The 21121-nt window shown below is 65.4% G+C and carries 5 protein-coding genes; all 5 read right to left on the bottom strand.

All coding sequences use genetic code 11. The features are described from left to right. Positions 1–141: 141 nt before the first annotated feature. Positions 142–6918: an anti-phage protein ProA gene (gene proA, locus AS25_RS13185; RefSeq protein WP_172644459.1), complete on the bottom strand. Its 6777-nt coding sequence runs from the start codon at positions 6916–6918 to the stop codon at positions 142–144. Positions 6919–7319: 401 nt separating this feature from the next. After that, positions 7320–7511, bottom strand: coding sequence for a hypothetical protein (locus AS25_RS14965; RefSeq protein ID WP_172644460.1), 192 nt, complete (start codon positions 7509–7511; stop codon positions 7320–7322). Between the two features lie 20 nt (positions 7512–7531). Then, on the bottom strand, positions 7532–9865 hold the full coding sequence (locus AS25_RS13190) for a 3'-5' exonuclease (RefSeq protein ID WP_035965714.1): 2334 nt from the start codon (positions 9863–9865) through the stop codon (positions 7532–7534). Continuing rightward, the gene (locus tag AS25_RS13195) at positions 9862–16356 is read right to left on the bottom strand and encodes a DEAD/DEAH box helicase (RefSeq protein WP_035965716.1); all 6495 of its coding nucleotides are present in this window, start codon (positions 16354–16356) and stop codon (positions 9862–9864) included. Before AS25_RS13195 ends, AS25_RS13190 begins: the two co-directional genes overlap by 4 nt. After that, positions 16353–21119 (bottom strand): Eco57I restriction-modification methylase domain-containing protein, encoded by a 4767-nt coding sequence (locus tag AS25_RS13200; protein ID WP_035965786.1) that lies wholly within the window; start codon positions 21117–21119, stop codon positions 16353–16355. Before AS25_RS13200 ends, AS25_RS13195 begins: the two co-directional genes overlap by 4 nt. Between the last annotated feature and the right edge of the window lie 2 nt (positions 21120–21121).

The following is a 21121-nucleotide window of genomic DNA, read 5'->3' on the forward strand; positions in this document are numbered from 1 at the left end:
CCTATGTCGGCCCGGAATTGTTCAACGACAGCGTACCGAGGGGGGTGGGGTGGCCCGTCGCACCGGTGGTGGCGCTCGGGGACAGGTGTACGACGACGGCGCACAGCCACCTGGCCGCGCGCCGTCGTCGCTCACGCGACGTCAGGAGTTGAGGCGATACCGGTCCCCGTCACGCAACAACTCTCCTGAACGTAGGAGTCGAGTGACCGCCTGCTTGTAGGCGTCCGTAATCCGATTCCCGCGGCGCTTGTATCCGATGATTTCGTTGGTCCCCGAGACGACGTCATCCATGGACACGGGCTGCCCCGTACGGTGGACGGCTAGGAGCACCGCATTCTCAATCTCCCGCGGTGGGATGTCCACGATCTGACGCGGTGCTCCGCCCTCTGCCTCGACACGCACCACCCTCCACATTGCTGGATCCATCTCGCGCGGCCAGTAGCAGGTTTCACCCGCGGAGCGGGTTGTGGGCATGTCCCGGGGGACGCATCGAAGAATCTCTTGTCGTCGAGCATTACTCGTCTTCCCGAGTCCGAACCGCCCCGCAACGTTGGATGCCAGGACGTGCCCGAGCACAGGCCCTTCTACCTCGATGACATCCACCAGTTGTTCGGCCACCCGTCGCCGGTTACTACCGGTGGCCAGCGCATCCAACACGCTCAATTCACCCACCGTGGGCTGATCCGCAGAACGGAATGGCTCGACGACGATCGGCGCGGAGTGATCCGCCAACGGACCGTTGAGTTCTTCGACGGCAGCCGCGAGGTCAGTATCGCGCGCGCCGCGAACTACCGGTGCCACGGATGACATCACCCTCTCGTAGTGCTCCTCGGCTGCAGGCGCCTCTTCTGCATAAGGCCATTCATCCCGATCCTCCGGCTCTGATTTGGCCTCCGGTGCCGGTTCGGGCGCCAGATCCGGTTCGGATTCCGGGGCCGGCTGGGGAACGTACTCGGGTTCAGGGGCCACGAGACTCTCTTGGGCGTCCGCCGGCTCCTCGTCGTGCTTCTCGTCCGCCGCCTCCATACGGTCTCGGACGGCTTGGATGGCCTGCTCGCGATCCTGCCACCAACTGGGCAGCCAGACCTGGATGACATCCGCCCATCCCATCCGCGTGAGCACCTGGGCAGGCACGGCATCCCTGTCCGAAACCGTGGACCGCCGAGCCCATGCGGGGCCGTCGAGCATGAGGGCGAACCACCGGGTGGTGTTCGGGGGACGGACCGCCAGGTCCACCTGAAACTTGGACATCCCGAACTCTTCACGCACCTCGAACCCGTGTTCCCGGAACGCTGCCGCAACGTCCTGGCGGTGCAACTCACGTGTCCGGGTCCCTGCGTCGCCCCCGGGGATTCCGCTGTTCTCGCGAGCGAACATCAAGTATTCCCGCAGGTGTTTCATGCCCTCGGAACCGGTACGTTGCAGATCGATGTGCTCCGGATCGAATGAACTGTAGATCACCACCTCGCGCCGCGCGCGGGTGATGGCCACGTTCAGCCGGCGATGCCCACCCTGGGCGGACAACGGGCCGAACTGCAGGCGCAGCTTCTTGGTCTCCGGATCGGGTGAGAAGGCAAGCGAGAACAGAATGACGTCCCGCTCATCCCCCTGCATGTTCTCCAGATTCTTGACGATGAGCGCGTCTTCATCCTTGGCCAAGGCCTCCCGGACGGCTGGGTCGTCCATGTCCTCGAGAAGGTCCTGGATGAGTGTCTGCTGCTGCTTGTTGAAGGTCACCACACCGATCGAGGTGTCCGGGTCGGTCTCGAGACGGCGGACCACGTCCGCGACGATCAGCTGCGCCTCCACCTGGTTCGTACGAGTGGCCTGCCGACCACCTCCGTCGAAGTGGCCGTCCACCCGCTTGAGCGCGATGCCGAACCCGGGCCGTTCGATCGGGGGCGCCGGGAAGGTCGACAACTCACCCTGGTAGTAACGGCGATTCGAATACGCAATGAGGGACTCGTCCTGGCTGCGGTAGTGCCACGTGAGCATCTTGCGGTCCAGGTTCGCACTGACTGCTTCGGACAGGATCGATTCCTGATCGCTGGCCACCACCGCATCCTGGGCCTCACCGCCGTCGTCGTCCGAGGAACCGGACGCGAACATGGATGACGGGGGCATCTGTTGCGAATCGCCCACCACCACCGCGGACTTGGCGCGCCCCAGGGATCCGATGGCATCCGCCACCTTGATCTGCGATGCCTCATCGAAGATGACCAGGTCGAACTCGATGGCACCGACGGGCAAGTTCTTGGCCACGCTCGAGGGGCTCATCAACATGCACGGCGTCACGTCGAGGACGGCATCACCCGACGATGAGATGAGCTGACGAATGGTGCCTCCGCGTTTCCTGTCCAGTTCACGGCGGAGCTGCGACTGGGCTGAGGTGGGCCGGTCCTTGTCGAGCCCTCGCTGCCGCAGGAGTCTTGAGGGCAGTTCCGTGCGAAGACCCACGCGCACACGGTTACTCAGTGACTTGTACTCCTCGACCCTCTGCGAGCGATCGTTCGGATCGAATTGCAGCAGGTCGGTGTCATCCATCCGATCCGCCAACTGCTCACGCGCGATTCGCAAACGAAGCCGTGCCGCGAGATCCTCCACGCCGATACGACCCTGGGACAGCGCATCCGTTAGATCGTGAAGACCGCTGGCTTCCAGCTCTCGGAGGGCGGCAAGCGCCCGTTGGTACCGGCGCAATCCGGCACTACGATCCCGTTCCGCTTGCTCGCGCCATTCGTTCGCATTGCGGTCGATGGCGGTCAGCAGATCGTCATCGCCGCGCCAGACGGAAAGCGATTCGGAGTCGGCGTCGAGCGCTTCGATCATGGAATTCCAGGACCGCAGGTAGGCGGCCATGTCGACAGGATCGCCCCCCCGCTCGAAGAGATCGAGATCCTGATCCGTGAACAGGTCCCGGACCTGCTGCACACCCCGGGAGCGCTGCAGGACTTCTTCCGGCACACCCACCTGCCGGGGGTCACGAATGGTCCACGTCACCCGCTGGGGCAGTAGTCGCTGCGCATCCATGTCGATTTTCTGGGCGCGCTCCTGCACCCAACTCAACTGGTTGAGGAATCCCCGGGGATCCTCGACACGGTTCAGGGCGAACGGTACGACCAGCCCTTCGACGTGCTGTTGGAGATCCGCCAGCAGCCGTTTCTTGCCGAAGAGTTTTTTCTCCGCTTCTCGTATCCTGCTCTGGAGATCAGCCGTGTCCACGCCCCACGCATGAGGGCGCAGCGCCGCCGCGAAGTCACCCAGTTCGGTGGCAAATTGTCGAATGTCCGCCAGGAGCAGTTCCATCTGGGCGCTCCAGTCCGGAACCCGATCGGTCACTTCACGATAATCCGCGAGCGGCATGTGGCGTCCGGCTCTGACCTGGTCGAGCCAATCGGTGAGCGTCGTCCACGACTCGGGGTCGGGGTAGCGCCGGAAGAGCTCCTTACCCTGGTCCGTCAACCGGTCGTGCTGGGCCAGGAATTCTCGAACGACATACATGACCCCGGGACCGGTCGTTTCGGTGTCCGCGGCGTCTGCTTCCGGCCCGGCGATCCGCCACGGGTCCTCCACGAACCGGTGGGTACCCAGTGTTTTGAGCGCCTTTTCGGCCCGGCCCGCAATGGCGGAGATCCGGTCCGCCTCGGCCGCGTCCCGGATAATGCGGGGCGGAATGGGCACCCCGTCCAAATCGGACCCGCGATCCGCCTGTCCCCGGTAATGGGCCAGACCCAGATAATTCTGGTGGGCCTGCCACACGGACAGCGCAGCGATGGAACCGCCGTGCAGTCTCTCGGGGTAGGCGGCCAGGGACTCGATGGAACGGCGGAAGTCCTGTTTGAGTGCCCCGAATGATGCACTGTTGCCCATCGGTTCGGCTTCCCAGGATTCGAGGAGCTGTCGACGGACATCTGCCACGGACTGTTTACGACCGTGCAGCTGGAGTGTGAGCGGGGCAAGACCCACGCGCTCGAGCCGCGTCCGCACCACCTCGAGGGCGGCTTGCTTCTCCGCGACGAAGAGGACCTTCTTCCCCTTGTCCAGGCTGTCGGCGATCATGTTCGTGATGGTCTGCGACTTCCCGGTACCGGGAGGGCCCTCCAGAACGAAGGTCTTCCCCGCACTGGCCCACGCAATGGCTTCGAGCTGTGAACCATCTACGGGCACGGGAAGCACCGCATCGGCTTCCAGCAGCTCCGTGATCTCGGGAGCCGCCACCGGGTCCTCGAAGTTCTCCACGGGCGTTTCCACCAGGTGTTGCACCACGGGATTGTGCAGGAATTCCTGCCAGTGCTCCCCAAGGTCCCGCCACATCTCCACTGTCGCGAACTGCAGGATGGCCAGGCGGACATCCGGCTGCACGTGGAACGAGACCTTCTTCAACGCGAGTGCTGAGCGGATCTCGCGCAGCACCCGGGGGACATCGATCCCGTGATCATCCTCCGGAGGCTCTTCCAGTACCGGGATGCTGAGATTGAATTCCGCGCGGAGCTTCTCGATGAGGCACCAATTGGGCTCGGCCTTGGCACCCTCGTCAATGGACAATCTGAATTTCTGCTTCTTACCACCCTCCAGGCGGACGGGGAGAAGGAAGAGCGGAGCGAGAGCATCTTGACCCGTTGACGTTTTCCAGGACAGCGCCCCCAGGGTGACGAACAAGCTGTTCGCCCCCGATTCGTCGAGGCCCAGCCGTGCATCCCGCCGCAGTTTGTCCATCCGGGCGGGGTAGCTCGATACCGAAACACCGGCGTACAAGGTTTTTTCCGAGAGCAGGATACGGTCCAGGGAGTCGTCCCCGAGATCACGGGCAGAGTGATGGCCCGCCGCCACTTCCAACTCCGCAATGTCGTCCTGCGCACGAAGGGTCAGCTTCTGACCGGCCGCGAGCATGTCCTCGAACTGCGCAAGAGAACGTTCCGCGACCGCCAAGGACATGGCCCGGCTGGGCAATTTGAGCAGCGGGTTGCGAAGGGACAGATCCAGGAGGGAATGCCGCCACGCACGAATTCTGGGCGGGAAGTTCTTCTCCTCCGATTCGCGGTACGACCCCGGTTCCTCGGCCCGCTCCGGAACGGTCAGCGGGATGGGTGTGGGTGCCGGACGATCCTGGACCACCTCCACCACGTCCCCCACGTTGTTCGTGCGGAACCGGGGTAGCGGCTTCATCCGACGGTGAGCAGCGGCGATGTCCAGTACGTAGTAGATCTCGCCGTCGAAGTGCTTTTCGGTGGCCTTGACAGCGTCATCGAAAGAGGTGGCCGCGGACCCCGTGACCATCGTCATCTCCACGGGCACCAGGAGCGAACTGCGGACCACGTTCTCGATCAACCCGCGTTCGGTCAGAGCGAGTTCCGACAATTGATAGTCCTCGACGAAGAAGCCCGCGAATGCGTGGCCCGGGACTCGAACGATGACCGGATTCAGCCCCGCTTGCTCGAGGGCCGCGGCATAAAGGACGCTGAGGTCCAGACAGGTTCCCATCCGGTCCTCCATCACCTCCTCGACCCTGCGGATCTTCTGCCCCGTCTCCTCGAAGGACGCCGGCGGATTCACGTAGGTGAGGTCGAGTTCGTGAATGGCGCGATACACCGCCGCCGCAATGGACCGCGCGCGCTCGGAACCCGTCTGATAGCCCTCGAGCGAGGAGGACCCGGTCGTTTCCTGGAGGATCTCGCTGGCCCGCTGCAGAACGGGAACGAGCGCCTTGCTGTTCGGGGTGACGAATGCGGCCAGCAATTCCGGAATCGACTGCGCATACCATTCGTTGCGCGCCAGCAGTTTGACGGCATGGGTCTGGGTTTCGCGCTGGCCGTCGATCACCGCGTTGATGCGCAAGGTGGTTTGGGTCGACTCGTCGATGTCGGCGAACTGACGCGCAGGAATATGCCATGCGAGGTCCGCTCCGGCCTGTTCCTGCAATCCGTAGTCGCGATGTTCCTTCACCGGCGGCATCGTGATCGCTTCAATGCGCAGGGGATCCGCGGACACGGGATGGGAGTCATCCCCGAGGGACACCACGATCTCCTCCACTCGATGACTGTTCTCGCCGTCGGTGTGACCGACCAAGACCTGGACGATCGGGCTGACGTTGTTGTGGACCAGCGCGAAATTGAGCGCCTCGCGATAGCGGACCTCCACCCTCACGGGACCGCTGGTGAAATGCGCGGTGCGGCAGCCCGGCTGAGAATCCCGGTAATAAATGAGATTCTCGAGCAATTCCTCGTCCGGAGTCCGGGTGCCCGGCTCTCCAGCATCCTGGTCACCCCGCTCGGTGTCCGTCGGACGGTCGTCGGACGAATCCGTGTCCTGTTCGATGGCGGGCGCTTCCTCATTCTGGATCTCCACACTCGGCGCCGGACTGTTCGGATCCAGAGCCTGGGTATCGACCTCGGGCGATGGCTCCGGGGCAGGGAAGGAGGCGGGGGAATTGGCGGGCGACGCCGCGGCGTCGGCTTGAGAGCCTTCGGGAGTGTCATCGGCGTCGGGCTCCTGCCCCGGCGCCTCGACCACGTCCGCCGGCCGGGCCGACGCGGGTTCCAAGCCCCGAAACAGTTCGGCGTACTCGAAGGTCTCACCGTCGGCCAACTCCGAGATCCGCCGGGATGCTTTCTCGGCACCCACGACGTCGAGAAGCAGTTCCATGGCTTCCAGACCCTCGACCACGGTGTTGGAGGACATATTCGTGGTGGCCGAATTCGCCAGGTGGAGTACGCGCAGCGCCTCGCTGGCCCAGCCGATGTCGGTTCTGGAGAACGTTCCGTTGAACTGCTCCGGGTGGAAGATGATCGTCTTGAGGATCACTCGGGGATCATCGAGCGCATATTCCGCATCATGTCGTCCGAGTCGCTGCAGGTCGGAGCGGGAAATCAATTCGACCCACGATTCCGGATCACCCGGGACGGGGGCATGATCTTCCACGAACGGACGCAGGACGTGGGCAAGGACCGCTCCGGCCTGGAGGGCTGTTTCATAGGTGCGAGAAGCGCGCATTGGGGGGATCGCTTTCGATGATTAAGTTGTTGAGTTTGAAACTGTCAGCAGTCTAGGAAATCTTTTCGTCCACTACATAGATCCTTTTGAGGGGGATTTTGAGGCGTGCCTGATACCCCATGGCAGGGAGCAGATCTGCCACGAAGTACTCGAAATCTTCATGGGTCAGGTCCTCGAGCAGCGTCCGGGTGATGAAGTCATTGGTGTTCTCCTGGATCTGCTCCGCCGTGGGCAGGGAATCGCTCGCTTCTTCATCCCGCTCCGCTTCCGTGGGGGCGGCGTCCTGGACAGGGTCCGGTCCGCTCTGCCGGGGAAGATGACGATGCTCCCTACCGCCATGTCGAATGCGAACCGGCGCACGGTCCGGCCCAGCTCGCCACGGCCCGGGGCTTGGCCCCGGGTAAGTCCGCGGCGAAGAACTCCTTGATGCGATCCGAGTCATCGCCGATTATCGGGGGATCCGCGACTTCCCACCCGATCGAGAAGAATCCCCTGGGACAACAGTTCTTCGCTGAGTTCATCGTTGTGGGTCCCCACATGGTCATGCGTGCACCTCATCCACGGTGGGCAAGAACGGGCTCGCCTTCTTGCTCCACGAAATCGCCAGGACATCCCGAGCACGCGTGGCGCCCACATAGAGCAGTGAGCGCTCACGCAGCGCGCTGTCCTGGTGTGCTTTCTCGTCGTACTGGCTCCCGGGGAAGAACTTGGGGATCGCACTCTCGCTGACCTCGAAGAGCAGGACACGCGAGAACTCGGTCCCCTTGGCACGATGCAGAGTCATGACCGCGGGGGTCCCGGCGGGGATGTCCTGCGTGTCCACGGGGGCCACCGGCACTCCGTGTTCCCCGAGCGTTCGCACCAGGGCGTCGCGTTCTCTCTTGGTGCGCGTGAGGATCCCCAGGGTGCTCGCCGCGAGGCCGTCCTCGGAGAGCTCGGACAGCCACTGCTTGAGCAGTCGGGCCGCTAGCTCGTACTCGTGTGCCAGGTCCCGTGCGGGCAGAAGGACGGGAGCGGGCCCGGATCGGCTGGAGATGTACCGCTCGTGGCTGTGGTCCAGTTGTTCGTCCTCGACCTCGTCCAGGTTGTAGGCACCGCCCTCCAGGACCTTCAGAGCCAGGTCCAGATTCTGCTCGGTGGTGCGATAGTTCAGACGCAGTCGCCGCGACCGGCCCACCACCTTGATCCCGAAGTGCCCCAGGACTATGCGCTGACCGTAGATCCGCTGATTGGAGTCCTCGGCGATGAACAGGTCGTCCGGGCCCTCCGGTACGCACGCTCGGGCCAAGAGCCAGCGCGTGGGGGTGAAGTCCTGACCTTCGTCGATCAGAACGTGATCGGCCACCCCGATGCCCCCGGAACGGTGGAGTACGGCGGCGGCCACGGCCGCGGCTTCGTCCCAGTCGATGGCCTGCGACGCCAGCCCCTCGGCGCGGTAGCGCTGCACGGCAGCCCACACTGCACGCCGCTGATTGCGGCCCAGCCGCGTCCCCCTGCCCACACGGGGTGCGCGGAGGTAGGCGCGTTCATCGGTGATGTGACCCGGCAACACCACTTCCTGGTATTCGGACTGGAAGAACGCGGGCACCGCCAGTCGGGCCGGGAGCTCGGATCCCACGGCTTCTATCGCCTCGTCCCAGGGGCTCACGCCGTAGGCCCCGGAGTTGCGGTACCCGGGGGTCCGCTTCACACCCCAACCCACGACCTCCTCCATGGCCTCGGACAGCGCCGCTGATCCGTTCGCCTCGCTCAGTACGCGGTGGGCCACCTGGTCCAGGGTCATCACGCTGATCCCCGGCTGGCCGAGCTGCCCGGCCATGCGAACACCCGGATCCAGGGAACGGATCTGCTGCGCGATCATGTCCACCAGGTTGCGCGTGTAGGACACCACCAGAATGCGAGCCCCGGGGTTCTCCCGCGCCAGGCGCACGGCCCGGTGTACGAGAACTACCGTCTTTCCGGTCCCCGCACCGCCGGACAGCCTGAACGGGCCATACGTCCGCTTGTCCACGTATTCCTGCTGGTCGGGGTGCAGGAACAGCCGCCACGCCTCGAAGTCGCCGCTGGCCAGGGCCTTTTCCAGAGCGGCGTCGTCCTCGATCAAGTGGAAGCGGGACGCGGCACGCGGCGTGGTCACTGCGCGCACCACGGCGTCGGTCCCGGACGGGACGCCCACCTCGGTACCGCCGGCGGCGGTGTCCTCGCCCGCGGCATAGCGCTCTCGCACTTCTTCCAGGGGGGTTCCGGTCGCGAGGTCCAGGAGTGCGTCACCCTGCCAGCCGCCCACACGCCCCAGAAAGGCCACGAGCTCATCATCGGACTCGGCGCTCACGGCGACCTCGGCCACGGGCTCATCCACCCCCAGCTGCCCGGCCAGTTCCTCCCGCGAGAAGGTCCCCAGCGGATTGGGGCTCGTAGTAGGCGTGGGGTTCGACGACGCCGCCGGCTGTTCCTGCTGCAATGCCACCATTTCGGCGGCTCGGGCTTCCACGAGGGCCTTGAGCTCGGCGTCCGTGTAGTGGCGTTCGCCGCGCGCCGAGGTGGGTTCCATGCGGCGGATCTCCGCGGCGCCGTTCATGGGATTCACGCGGACGTAGGTCTTGGCCGCAACCTCGTAGGCATCGTCGTGGGCGTACACCCCGTAGAGGAGCAGGAAGCCACCCAGATCGAACATGACCATGCGGTGGAACTGGTCCACGCGTGCGGTGCGGACGCGATCGTCGGCGCTGTTGCGGATGGGCTCGATGTGCAGGCCGTTGGTGGTCGTGTCCTTGTGGAGCTTTTCGATGGTGGCCGTGACCTTGCCCGCAATGGACTTGTCGTAACTGTCGGCGAAGCCGCGGTCCAGGATGAGCTGCTTGTCTGGTGTCGTCATTGTTCCACCGTCTTTCCATCAGTGAGTCCGCCGGTTGCCAGGACCTCCCGGACCGTGGCGACGTCCGGTCCCATGACCGTCCAACCGTCCGGAGCCACCGCCGTGAACTCCGAGACGAGTGATTCCTCGGAGAGCCATGCGACGCGCAGTTCCGGCCAGGCCAGGTCCACGGGATAGCCCTCGATCTCATCACCCACGCGGGGCACGGGCAGTCCGCGCTGGCCCGCGAAGGTGAGCACTTGTGCTTCTTCCTGTGTCAGGGCGTCATCCACCAGGCGCCGCCACTGCGGGTCCAGTTCCACAGCCTGTCGCACCGGGGTGATGTCCGCAGGACCCAGGCTCGAAACTCCGGGCGCCGTCGGTGTCGTGGAGACGTGGGACAGGAACTCGACCCACGAGTTCTCCTCGTCCTGCTGCTCCCGGGTGAACTCGGACAGCGATGAGCGGGTCTCCAGGATCGAGGTGGCCCCGGGTTCCATGGCTTGGCGCAGATTCGCCAGGGCCAGCCACTGGCGCCACGCGTCCGCGAAGTACGGCGACGCCACGGCCTCCTCCCGGTCATCCAGCACCACTGCCAACTGGCTGTCTTTGTCCTTCATGGTCCCGAGGATCACGAGCGGGCCCGTCCGACGTACGAATCCGGGGACCGTCGGTTGCTGCGGCGGGATGGCCGGTTCCTCGCCGCTCGGCGTGTCCAGGATGGCGAGGGCTTGTTCGTTCAGCGCCTGGGGGCTTACCGGCGAGGACTGCCCCTGGAAGAGCAGGAGGCTGAGTTTCTGGCTCACGGTGAGGACACGCTTGAGCGGGTCCCTGCCGGTCCCCTGGAACAGGGCCAGCAATTGGTCCACGGGGTTGGCCGTGAGATAGGCGAGGTCGTCCCCGTCCACGACCCTGCGACCCTGCAGAGCAGCCGCAATGTTCGGGTGCCACATGCCTTCCAGCACCGATTCCGCGGGTTCTTGGCGCTGTGCGGCCTCGAATGCGTCCAGGTCCGCGCTCGTCACGGCGTACACGAGGTATCCCTGCTCGCGCAGACCACGGCGTTTGGCGGCGTCGTCTCCCACGCGGTTGTGCGCGAGGGAGGCGTGGAACTCCCGGCCGTCCAGGTAGATGGCCGCTCCCCTGATCCCGTGCTGCGCGGGCCACGTGATGAGCGCGTCCGGCTGGGTGTCCCCCAACAGGACCTGCGAGGCGTACGAGTACCGGACGTCTCCCACGACGGCGGAGAAACCCTTCCCGCCGTCGCTCACCGTGTCCGTGACCTGCGCTCCCGGGAGCGCACCCACTGCGCCGCGGAACACCCTGCGGAACCGGTGTTCGAGCTGCGATTCGAAGTCGTCCCCCACGGGGGCGCTGCCCTCCTCCACCCGCCAGGACATGTCCTCGCCAGGTGTCTGCGAGCCCAGGACGGTGCTCAGGATCTCGACGGCGCGGCGTCGGCTCAGATTCTCGCGCTGGGAGGCACGCACGTGCGGCATGAGACAGCGGAAACACGCGGCTTCCTCCCGTTCGCGGCACACGCACTCTGCCAGGTAGTCGTGCGCCGCTCGCAGCAGCTGCCACAACGATTCCGGGGATGCGAGTTCCGCCAGGTAACCCGTTCCGCCAGGAACGGAATCGAACAGGAGCAGCGAGTCCGCATTATTGCGCGTGACGTCCGGGACCACCTCCATGTTCAGGTGATTGATCTCCCCGCCGAAACGCTCCCGCAGCCCCAGCATGAGGGCCGCGAAGAAACTCCACAGCGAGCGCCCGGAGCTGTCGTCGGTGATGGAGGGCGGGAGGCTGATCATGATGGCCTCGGTGGTCAGTTCACGGGCCAGCACCACGGACACCGATTCAGGGTTCTCCACACGCCGCTGGGTGCACCACCCCTGGTGTTCCTGCGGCTGGTTCTCCCCCAGGGTTTGGTCCAGGTGGCCACACACCGCGCAGATTACGAATCCGCCGATCCTTTGCCGGCGCCCCGCAAGCACGGGTTCAAGGGCACCCTCACGCGGCTTGCCCACGTTGAGCCGAGTGAGGCGCGCACCGCGGCGGAACGTGACACCCACACCGGTGCCGCTGATGGACCATTGCGCGCGGGTTTCCGCCTCGGTGAAGTCCGGGATGGTCAACGTGTCGTAGTTCGTCCGGGTCCGGTCGTCGGAGGCGTCGGAGATCTTGGCGCGGTTCAGCTCCATGGTGGAGGACACCTTGGTCAGTTCCACCACGTGCAGCCGTTGGCCCTCATCCGCGATCCCCGGCCGGTGGCACTTGGGGCACGCGTCCAACCGTTCCGTGGGCGCGATCTCCTGGCTGTGACCGCAGTCGGGGCAGAAGGCAACGCGCCGCACACCGGCGCCGTCGCTACCCACGTCCACCGCATCGATCTCCAGCTCGTGGCCGCCGGCATAGAAGTGACTCCCGGGCGCAAGCTCGGTCAACGCGGTGAAACCCGAACGCTCGTACTCAGCGGGAATGTGCTTCCAGTTGTCGTGCTCGTCCCGATAGGTGAGAGTGGCCTCCAGGCTCACGGCGTCGTCGAACAGTGTGAAATTGGGCAGGATCCCGAACCGCTCCAGGACACCGATCCAGTGCTCATGACTCAGCTGGGAGGATTCGGCGCGCAAGCGGGCTTGGCTTCCCGTGAGGCGGCGTTCCTCGCGGGCCCGCGCTTCGGGGTCCTCGACCTCCCCCAGCTTCCGTTCCTGCTCGTCCAGGAGCTGCTGTTGTCCCTTCAACTGGGTGATGAGTTCGCCGTCATCGTCTGCGGTGATCACCAGCGTGCCCTCCGCGATGGCCTTGAGCCGCTGCTCCACGCGTTGCCTGCGGAACCGCAGCTCGTTCTTCTCATGCCACCAACGTTGGACCGACGAGCGCACCGCGATTTCCAGACCGCTGGGTTCGCCGGTGGTGGGCCAGGTGGCCCATTCGCGCAGGGCAGCCGCAGCCTCCCCGGTCATGCCCCGGCGCGGCTCGTCCCCCACCTGGAACGCGGAGAGGAACTCATCGAGTCGCTGCTGGGAATGTTCGCGGGCATCCGCGAGCATGCTGCCCAGGAACGTCCCCGGTTCACTGGATTTCATCACGGAAGCCGCACGGGCCGGATCGGGCATACCGTCATCCCCCGCCATGCGATCCATGAGGAACGCCGTGTACTGCCGGTGCAGGATTTCCTCCGCGGACAGGTATGCCGCCGGCGGGCGCACTGCTCCGTTGAGCATGAACTCCGGTTCGATGAATGCGGAGCCCTTGCCCCGCGTGGTCATGAACGCCAGGTCCAGGGAGTTGCCGGTCAGGCGTCCTGCTCGACCCACCCGCTGCAGGTAGGAAGCCACGGTGTCCGGAATGGACGCCAGGATCACGGTGGACAAATCACCGATGTCGATGCCCATTTCCAGTGTGGGTGTGGCCACCAGGACGTTGGGCGCGCCCGGCGTGGACTCGCTGTTCTTGAATTCGTTCTCGTACTGCAAGCGCGTCTGCGCTTGCAGGAGGGACGTGTGCTCGCGGGCGATCACGCGCCGCATGTCCCCGCGGTACAGGCTGCGGTAGTAGCTGCCGCGCAGTGTGTCCTCGCGCAGATGTCCTTTGCACTGGTACGCGGGGCACGGCCCACCCGACATTGCCCTGAGGGTGCCCGGGAGGCCCGTGACCACTTCCCCGCATGCGGGGCAACGCAGGACGGCCGCGGGTTCGGGAATGCGCGCCATCATCAGCTTTTCGGGGCGCAAACCGTAGCTCTCGGAGATGGTGATGCCCCGCTGGATCACCGGCACGGTGTCCGTCAGGCCGTGCTCGCCCAACGCGGTGAACAGCGGTTTCATGAGGTGCCCCGCGCTACGACGATCCACCCCGAGACACCGCGAGGTCCAGTCCGCATACCAGCTGGTGGAATTGGCAGGGTCAGAGAAGATCGTCTTTTCTTTACGCTTGCCCGTGGCCGGGAACGCGGGTGATCGACGCGCCGGTGGGAACGCGGGCATGACATCCTTGGGCCGGCGCCCTCCCCAGATGTTGTACCGCAGGCCACCCTTGGCGCGGTACGGTTCGAGCCACGGGTGGGCGATGGCGCCGTCCGTGCGTAACCGCTCCAGCACTCCGCGCACCCACACGCTCACCACGGGATCGGTCGCGCCCTGCCCGGTCACGTCGAGCGTCATCTGTTGCAGGGCCCGTTCCAGGACGTCACCGCCCACCGAGCGCAGCTCGTCCTCGTCCGCGAGCACGGACGCGGCCGCCGTACCGGTGGTTGCCAGGGTACGGCCGTAGGACTCCACCAGACCGGCTTCCAGCTCCAGGTCGAATTCCAGGCGGGTGGCCACGCGTTCCGCGGCACGACGCCGCCGGTGCCGGTCCTTGGAGTCATCCCAGTAGCCGCGCACGGGAGGGTTCTCCGCAATGGTCGGGTGCAGGAGGCGGTAGCGCTCCTCCGGGGTATGCGCCGCCGCCATCATCCGGGCCACCACGTCCCGCACGGGAGCGGGATCCTCCGTAAGCGCCGATTCGATCGCCGAGCGCAGGGCCAGCGAGTAGGACCTGGCCTCCACGAAACCCGCGCGGTGCGCCGCGTCCTGGACTGAATCCGTGAACACCAAGGATTTCTTCTCGCTGAGGTCCAGCCCGGCCGTCCCGAACAGACTGGACAGCGCCACGGACAGCAGCGTGGCGGTGCGCGACCCCACGAAACGGATCCCGTTCGGTTCACGGCACGCGGGACACATGTCATCAATGGACTTCTTGTCCGCCTCCAGCCCCACGTGCATGAACACGGGCAGGCTGTCGACGTCGCCCGCGTCCTCCTCGGGGAGGGTGTCCTCGATGGTGCGACGCTCCGGGTTGAGGAACCGTACCCGGTCGTCGTCCCCGGCTTCCGCACCCGGCATGGAGATCAGCGCGCGGAACCGTCCGGTGAAGCGCACGTGCGCCTCCCGAATGGCCTGGGGTTTGACCACGAGGTCGTCGGTTCCGGTGAGCGCGATGCCCCACCCGGTCCGCCCGCAGTGCCGGCAGTAGATGGCAGGCAGGTAACTGCCGTCGTGCACGGTGCGGTCATCACTCCAGCCGAAGGCCACCGCGGGAGATACCGCGCGGTCCACGCGAGACACTTCACGGGTCCAGAGGTGGACCTCCACGTTCGGGAAACTATTGCGCTCAGCCCGGGAGCGCACGTGGGACAGCGCGCCGCCCAAGGCTTCCAGGAATCGGGGGCCGGTGGTGGCCGGATCCAGATGCGGCACGAGTGCCGCGCTGAGCTCCCGCACGGGTGTGGCCCGCGTGGCCAGGGCCAACAGCCGGCTCACCAGCGGATGGGCCAGGAACAAGTCGCGTTCGGTGGCCGCATCCAGCGGAGCGTCCTGGTGACCCACCCCATCCCACAACACGTGCATCATCCGACGCGTGAGTTCCGCGGGGTCCGGAACCAGTCCACCCCTATTAATCGGGAGGAGCTCGAAGACCTCGTGCAGCTGGCCCAGAGTGGGGCGCTCCTGGGCCTGCAAGCCCGTGATGTTCAGACGATCGAGGGCGGAGCGCTGCAGCGCGTCCTGGGTCACGCGACGCTCCGTTACAACCGATCCCGGGAGGAACTCCGTGCCGAAAATGGTGCCGGCGAATTCGGCGACCGGGGCGATGTCGCTGTCGTCACCCAGCGTGGCGGAGGTGGCCACGGGAATCATGGCGGTGCGTTGCGGGGCCAGTCGATCCAGGACCAGACGGAGGCGTCGGATGAGCATGGCCACATCGGTTCCCTGGGCACCGTTGTACGTGTGGAACTCGTCCAGGACCAGGTAGCGAAGGGACTCGGCGGACTGTTCCCAGAGAGGACGATCCGCCGAGCGCAGCAACAGCTGATCCAACATTTTGTAGTTGGTCAGCACGATGTCCGGGGCCATGGACCGAATGGTGTGGCGATCCTCGATCAACCCGTCCTCGGTCATGAGGGTGCGCGGCGCCCCGGAGTGTTCACCCGTGTAGAGGGCCGCCGTGACACCCCGCAACGCCGGGTTGTCGTGGATCATGCGCGCGAGCCGTCCCGCCTGGTCATTGGCCAGCGCGTTCATGGGGTAGAGGATGATTGCTTTAATGCCGTGTACGCCCTGAGCCCGAGCGCGCACCGCGTAATCCAGCAGCGGGTAGAGGAAGGCTTCAGTCTTTCCGGAACCCGTCCCCGTGGTCACGATGGTGGGCTCGGGGATCCGTAAACCCCTCCGGTCCCGGGGCCCGGCCATGGTGGGATCCGTGGTGAGCCGCCGGAATGCTTCCGCCTGGTGGGCGTACGGCTGAAACCAACTGGGGAGGACATCGAGGGGCGGTGTGCCGGGATCGGTGTGGAACGGCAGCCGAGTCCGCACGAACGGACCCCGGAAGATCCCCTCGTCCTCATCACTCAAGAATGAGCTGAACGCATCCCGCGCGTACCGGTCCGAGAACTCGATGGCCGTGGTGACGTATTCCACCAGGGCCGACTGCACGGCCTCGGCCTGCAGCGAGGGAAGCAGCTCACTCATGCCTCAATGTCTCCTTCGTGTGCGCCCCGACCCATCCGCTCGGCGAACGCCGCGTAGGCCTCACGCATGTCCGTTTCCCGATCCAGGATGCGGAAAGGCTCGGGGGCGGTGATGTCGCGACCACTTGGATTCACGTATGTGCGGTCCGCCTCGCTCATGCCTCGCTCGGGTCGCCCGGCCTTGTTCCACGCCGTGCGCAGGGAAGAGGGGAGAAGGCGACCGTCATCGTCGTAGACCTTGCCCCGCTTGTCCTCGCCGCGCTCGTACGTGTACAGAACCCCGAACTGAGTGCGATACAGCGTGCACAGCTCGTCGATGGGAATCCCGGTCACGTGGGCCGCGATGGCGTCGATCTCCACGAGCGCTCGCCGTCGGTCCTCGTCCATCCGCAAAGGGGTGTCCGTGTCCCAGTGAGCGCTGACATCCCCCAGAGCGGGCCGGCCGGGGCGATCCCGGCCACCGGTCCACGAGTCCTCCGCCATGGCCGGGTCCCAGCAGTCCTCCCAGAGATCCGCGTACGCCTCGGTGAGGCAATTGAGCCGAAGTATGCGCAGGGCCGCAGCCGGGGCCAGGGGGTGATCTTCGGGGATGAGGGGAAGCCGGTCCACCGCGGTTTGATAAATGCCGCTTCCCACTGTCGCACGGACAAGGAAATCGGAAATCAAAGTCGACATGCTGGCCGCCGCCAGGATCAGCCTTTGAGGGGACTCAGGGTATCCCTCCGCAAACACGGAGTTGACCGATGACGTTCCGGGCGGATATACAGCGGGAATCAATGTGCGCTCTCCCGTGCCCGCCGCCATGGCGCGCCACATTACGCGATAGTGATCCCGCACCGGGGTGAGCATTTGCTCCCTGAGATTGTGGGGGTCCTGTACCGACCACGACCCGTAGGCCAGATCGTATCGCGACGTGGACACGGAGCCATCCACGGCATGCTCATAAATGGGCTTGTACTCGGTCACGGGAAGGGCATCCCCGGGAAGCATTTCCAGGTCCACCGAGGAGTAGTCCTGGTTGCCCCGCATCGTGGGATTCCGCGACGCATAAAAGGGGTTTCCAACGTGGAAGTACGGGCCCTGCAGGATGACATCATCCCAGGACTGCGCACGCCCCCACCGGGACTCGAAGTACCCGTCCCGCCGCCCAAAGGTTTCGTCCCAGCCACGGCTGAAGCCGAGTTCCCAGTGACGTAATGTGGGTACTTCCGCGAGTCGCCGCAGGGTGTCTGAAGCGGAACGATTCACCGAGAAAACCATGCGGCTTTCCTCGACGGGGACGTCTGCGGACCCACCTTCCATCAGGGCATGCCAGGTCTCTAGAACGCCACGATCGACGAATTCAAGCCGGGACAAATGCGGACGCAGATCCCATTTTCCATCTTTATCCTTGAATCCGGGTTCGCCCCCATCACCATTGTGGACCATAGAGGCCAAGGCCGTAGTGGGATGGTACATGGAAACGGCATTCCAGAATCCAGGAGATCCTGCACGTCCATAAACATTCACGCTATAAGAAACAAGATCGTGCACCTCGGAAAACAATTGTAGTTCATTGATGAAATTCCAGTGGCGCATGAGGTGTTTGTACGTGAGCCGTCGCAGAGCGTAGCCATTCGCGTCAGTCAGGTGAGAGGCGGGATGTATTAGTGCTGTGGAGCCCCGCAGCGACGAATGCCTCCACGTCTGGGACATGAACGCTCGATACAGGTCAGGCTGCGTGCCGGCCAATTCGGGGTACTCACTGGCCGAGCCAACATATTCCGCCAGACCGGCGGTGTCCGTCAGACCGGCCAGAAGAATTGGCTCCGCTCCCGGCATCCCCAAGCTGTAAGGGCGGCGAGCGTTCTTCGCCTTCTCTGATGGCTTCTCCGTGAGGGTCCACCACGGATCGCTTTCCCCCAGGAGCGCAGCCACGTCAGGTCGGGGCCGCACCCACGGCGGGTTTCCCACCTGGAAGTCGAAACCACCGCGGGAGAACACCGCCGCAAAGTCGAGTTCCCAGTGGAAGAACCGCTGTTCCTTGGCAATCCGCTGCGCCTCGCGCAACCACGGGGTCTCCGAGAGTAAGCGGTCGATGTTCACGGTACCATCCGCGGGGAACATCGACTCGATGCCCTCCAGCGTTTCCCACTCGTCAGCGCTGCTGCGGAAGTATTCGGCCTGCCTGCCCTTGCGTCCGGTGAACTTGTGACCCGTGATCCGCCGGATCACCTCCAGCCACTCCTGGAACTCGGGTGGCTGCGGGGCGTCCTGGTCCAGAGTGACCGGCCAGAACCACATGGCGCACCATGCGTCCATGACGAGCCGCAGCCGACGATACGCGGAGTTGGGATCTTCGAGCCACGCCTCGATCTCCTCCCGCGAGACCGAACCGCCCGGCTCGAGGTCCGCGCCCCATACGTCGACCGACCGGCGGGACTGTCGCTCGGCCTCGACCATGCGGCGTCGGGCGAGCTGCCAGAGGTCGTCGATGCGTTCGGTGAGGGACGTGAGTTCCTTGATCTCCGCCTTGGTGGGCTTGCGGTGCACGCGCTTGGCCCACTCCCGAAGGGCCTTGGCCTGTTCCGGTGCGAGCTTCTTGATCTCCTTGTTCGACCCGGCAGCGCCCCAGCCCTCGGCGGGCAGCAGGAAGTGGAAGATCCCGGTGCTGGCATCCACGGTGCGGTCCAGGGAGACGTGGCGGGGCGTCGTCGTCATCCGCACCTTGGGCGTGGACTTCTCGACCACCGAGGTGTCGTACACCGAGTGGCGCGCACCCACCAGGGAGTTGCCGGAGCGCAATCGCAGTCCGAACCACGGCGCCTTCAACCCACGGGACATGGTGTCCAGCCACAGGGACACCTCCGCGAGCTCCACGGCCGTGGGGTTGAGGTCCACGCCGTAGACGTTGTGCAGGGCGATATACGCCTTGACCCGCTGCAGCTGCGCCGGGTAGTCCTCCGGGTCGATCTTCTGATCGAGCTCGGCCTGCCGCCGTTCCAGGTACGCAGAAGCGAGCTGTCCCACGGCCTCGATGGCGAACGCGCCGGAACCCAATGCAGGCTCACACACGGACAACCCCAGGATGTCCTGCGCGGAGAGGTCCTCCGTGAGCAGTTCCTCGAGGCCCTGCTGCACCGTGAACTCGGTGAGCACCTTGGGCGAGTAGTAGGAGGCCGATTGCTGCCGCTGCCGCCCGGACAGCCGGAACACGAACTCACCGAAGTGGTAGGTGCGGGGCACCTCGCGGCCCAGATCGTCCTCGACCATGACCACGTGTTCGCGCAGTTCCTCGTCCACGCGGTCCTCGGGGACCACCCACGAGCCTTCGGAGGGATCGCCGCGCTTCGCGACCTCCACCAGGGTCCCGTTCGCGAAGGAACCCGTGTAGCTCATGAGCGATTCGTACACGGCGCCCAACTGGTTGATACCGAGGGCCACGTAACTGATGAACCCGCGGTCCCGGCCCCTGCGCTCCTTGGTGAGCAACAGATTCTGCAGCACCTTCTGCAGTGCCTTGTTGCCCAGGCGCACCTCGTCGATCAGGCTCGTGCGGGAGGGGCGGAACAGATCGGAGCGCAACGCCTCGAAGGTGAGGCCTTCGCGCGCGGCGAGCGCGGCGTCGTCGTCCCCGCATTCCCGCGGTGTGTGGCCGCGCTCCACCAGCTCGAAGAGCACCTGCAGGGACGAGTAGAAGTGCGTTCCCTGTTCCGAGCGGGACGTGAGCTGTTTGAGCGTGAGCTCCCGGAGACGGTCGATCGAGTACCCCGCCTCGTACTCGGGATCGCCCGCCGGCACCACACCCAGCTCGGGGCTGGCCTCCGCGTAGAGCAGGAACAGAATGCGATAGAGGTAGCGCAGGGACTGGACGGCCAGTACTTGAGCCTGGTCATCCGGGAGGAGCGGTAGACCCTGCTGTTTGCGGCGGGAGACCACCTCGTTCGCGATGATCTCGATGGACTCGCGGACACCGTCTCGCAGGTCCTTGGAAACGCCCACCGCATTGCGCACGGACTCCTCCCGGCGCGCGTCCCACCACACGGTGCCGTTCGCATCCGGGGCCACGGCGGGCGCGGAGATGCACGCGAGCATGCGCTGGATCTCGCCGCCGGATTTGGCGTCCCCGCGCTCGGCGACGGTCTGCACGTCCACGGCCAGGTAGCGCCCCTGCGGCCACGCGTCCTCGCTCGTGAGCACCACGGTGCGCCCCGCCACCACGAGCATGTATCGCGGCGGCTGGTCCTGGGACACCAGCGCGGACAGCAGCGCGCTCACCCCGGAGATCGACTCCCCGGACTCCTCATCCACCGTGACGTCCTCCGTGAGGACGCCGTGGTGCTTGGACAGCAGCTCCTCGGCCGTTTCGGCGGCCAACGCATCGATCATCGCGATGCTGGGGTCCGTGGTGTCCTGGGGCGAGTACCAGCGTAGGGCGCCACCACCGCGGTGCGGGGATTCGTCATATCCCAGGACACTGCGCAGCAGCTCCGCCGACGCCGACGTCGCCCGCCCCAGTTCTTCCCGCCGATCCTGCACCGAGGCGGTGTCGAGAAGGTCCGCCGCGCTGGCGTGCACCGCGATCAGCTCGGACAGGATGTGCTGGCGAGAACTCGTGAACCGCTCCAACGGGCTGCGCCACGCGGGAGAGGCCTCCGATTCCTGCTTCCACTCCTTGATCAGCTTCTTGGTCTCCGCGAAGAACGTCCCGGAGTTCTCGTCCGCTGTGAAGTAGAACTCGCTGATCCAATCGTTGACCACCACCAGGGCATCACTGGCCGGCATGA

Origin of the sequence: Kocuria marina (assembly GCF_000786655.1) — a bacterium.
GTDB lineage: Bacteria > Actinomycetota > Actinomycetes > Actinomycetales > Micrococcaceae > Kocuria > Kocuria marina_A.

Coding starts and splice junctions, on each gene's coding strand:
- AS25_RS14965 (WP_172644460.1), bottom strand. CDS start 7,511: ATGAACTCAGCGAAGAACTGTTGTCCCAGGGGATTCTTCTCGATCGGG.
- AS25_RS13190 (WP_035965714.1), bottom strand. CDS start 9,865: ATGACGACACCAGACAAGCAGCTCATCCTGGACCGCGGCTTCGCCGAC.
- AS25_RS13195 (WP_035965716.1), bottom strand. CDS start 16,356: ATGAGTGAGCTGCTTCCCTCGCTGCAGGCCGAGGCCGTGCAGTCGGCC.
- AS25_RS13200 (WP_035965786.1), bottom strand. CDS start 21,119: ATGCCGGCCAGTGATGCCCTGGTGGTGGTCAACGATTGGATCAGCGAG.